This is a genomic window from Mycobacterium persicum (genome assembly GCF_002086675.1).
Taxonomy (GTDB): Bacteria; Actinomycetota; Actinomycetes; order Mycobacteriales; family Mycobacteriaceae; genus Mycobacterium; species Mycobacterium persicum.
On sequence record NZ_MVIF01000207.1, the window covers coordinates 1 to 2,368 of the forward strand.

The following is a 2,368-nucleotide window of genomic DNA, read 5'->3' on the forward strand; positions in this document are numbered from 1 at the left end:
GCCGGGGGCGCCGGTGGGGTCGGCGGGAACGGCGGCGCCGCCACGGGCAACGACGGATTCGGTGGCGGTGAGGCTACCGGCGGCGATGGCGGTGCCGGCGGCAACGGTGGCGCCGGCGGTGACGGCGGCAACGGCGGTGCCGCTGGGCTGAGCGGCGGCGGCGGCAAGGGCGGACTGATAGGAAGTGCGGGCAGCAACGGTCCGGCTGCTGACGGCGGCGAGGCCGGGGCCGCCGGGACCGGTGGTGCGGCGGGAGCCGGCGGCTCGGGTGGCACCGGCACCGCCCCGTTTGCCGGCCGAGATGGTCGCGACGGGGCGGATGGCCTTCGCGGCACCGACGGCAGACCCGGACAACACGGCTGACGAGAACGTGCTAATACGGCGGCCGTAACGGAGCATGCAGGACTTCAAACATCCGACACGCGGATCTGATCCACCAGCTCGACGGGTTCTGCCGCTGGCAAGACTTATAGCGCGAAGCTGCCCAATCCGTATGTTCAGGACACCGGATGGGACGAAACCCTGCAGTGCGACCAATGCGTAGCGTCGCTTACCTACATGGCTGCGCTGCCATCAACCTCGCACGCTACGAGGAACCCGTTGGTGTCGTCGGCCCAGTTGGGGCCGCCGTCAAGCGTGGAGCCGACCATAAGACCCGGCCTGGCCGGGCTGGTGGCTATGACGTGTGGAAGAGACGCAGCCACAAGGCTGCCGAACAATCCCAAGACGGGGTGCAAGTCGCGTGACCACTAAAGATCACTGACGTGCAATGGTCACGACGTCGTGAAGATAGTCGTCGAGATCGTTGCACAGCAGCACTTCTGACGATATGGCGGGGGTGGCTTTTCAGCCGCACACCGGTTGGTATTCGACAGCAACGTGAGCGTTCGGCGGTATTGGAAGAAAATCGAACGATTTACGACGGACCTGATCCTTGTGCTACGGCGCAGCATTTGTTCGCAACCTTCTGCTGGACCGTTTAGTGCCGGCTGCATATCGTTGCCTCAACATACCGCATTGGGTCGCAACTTCCAGGTGATCTACGAACAAGCTAACGCCCACGGCCAAAAGGTCCAAGCCGCCGGCGCCAACATGGCCCAAACCGATTCGGCAGTGGGCTCCAGCTGGGCCAAGTTTCAAATCTGCCGGTGGCGCGGATAACAGGGCAGTGTTATCCGCGCCGCGCCATGCCAAAGCTAAGCGCGAAACGCCCCAAACGCCCGCGCCGAGCCTGATCGACGCCAGCCGTTTGGTGTGAATTATCCTGCGGCTAGCAGGGTTTCTCGGCGATCAACTCACGGTGATGAGGATCCGTGAGACCCGCGAAGTCACACAGGCGCGACACCTGCATACGCCCACGCGGTTGGTCGCGGCGTGCCGCAACTCGCAGCCGGCGCCGGTCACAAGTCAGGCAGGCCGGATTCCAGTAGCTTGGGAGTCACCCGTTTACGGCTACCTTCGTCGGCCCCGTCGGGTAGATCACGCCGCCCGGCGGCATAGGCAGCTTGGTGGGTGGCGGCGGTGACGACGGTGGTGTCGGTGTCTGCGGTACCGCCGGCGGTGTCTGTGGAGTGGCAGGCGTAGCGGGCACCGACACCGCAGGTGTCGCCGGCGCCGTTGGCGCCGTGGGTGCTAGACCGGGCAGGAATCCGAGTAGCTGCCGAATGGGGCCCAATTGCGACAATGCGCACGAGGCGCCCACGTGGTAGCCGAACATCGCGGTCACATCCTGGGCCCACATCTGCTCGTACTCGGCTTCCATGGCGGCGATCGCGGGGATGTTGAACCCGAAGAGATTCGCGTTGATTAATGCGGTGATCATGGCCCGGTTAGCCGCGATGACCGCCGGGCATACCGTCGCGGCCCGGGCCGACTCAAAGGCGGCGGCTACCACGGAGGCTTGGCTGGCCGCGCCTTCGGAGTGGTCGGCCGCAGTCGCAAGCCACGCGGCATAGGGTGCGGCCGCTTCAGTCATCTTGGCGGCCGCTCGGCCCTGCCAGAACCCGCTGGCCAGGCCCGAGATCGCCGATACGAATGAGTCCGCCGCTGACTGTAATTTGTCGGCCAGGGCGCCCCAGGCTGCTGCCGCTTCGAGTATGGGGCCCGAGCCGGCGCCGGCATTCATGAGCGCTGAATTGATCTCCGGAGGAAATACGGGATAGCCCATTGCCAAATCCTTTCTCTTGGTGCTATTGAACTCGCTCGTTCGGACGCAAATGCCTGTGGAGTGCCGACTCTCGCAACGTTTATAGGAGCTCGAGTCGATCGGCAACGACGGTGGGAACGTTAGTGGCTCTTCGCAGATGAGGGTGTAGAGGTGGTCGGCGCGTCGTTGCCGGGATAGGGGTCGAGGTCTTCCGAAGATGAG

At 64.8% G+C, this 2,368-nt stretch carries 2 protein-coding genes and 2 pseudogenes; 3 read left to right on the forward strand and 1 reads right to left on the reverse strand.

The features are described 5' to 3' along the window. The 3 genes and pseudogenes from BST40_RS30380 to BST40_RS32205 form a co-directional block, all read left to right on the forward strand. On the forward strand, nucleotides 1-363 hold a 363-nt coding region (locus BST40_RS30380; RefSeq protein WP_208618944.1), incomplete at its 5' end, for a hypothetical protein. A 129-nt stretch (nucleotides 364-492) separates the two neighbouring features. Further along, nucleotides 493-746: pseudogene (locus BST40_RS32200) on the forward strand (IS607 family element RNA-guided endonuclease TnpB); the annotation flags it as partial. Between the two features lie 265 nt (nucleotides 747-1,011). Then, nucleotides 1,012-1,161: pseudogene (locus tag BST40_RS32205) on the forward strand (hypothetical protein); the annotation flags it as partial. Nucleotides 1,162-1,438: 277 nt separating this feature from the next. On the opposite strand, the gene BST40_RS27805 reads toward BST40_RS32205, so the two are convergent. Beyond that, on the reverse strand, nucleotides 1,439-2,167 hold the full coding sequence (locus BST40_RS27805) for a PPE family protein (protein WP_075545190.1): 729 nt from the start codon (nucleotides 2,165-2,167) through the stop codon (nucleotides 1,439-1,441). Nucleotides 2,168-2,368: the final 201 nt, after the last annotated feature.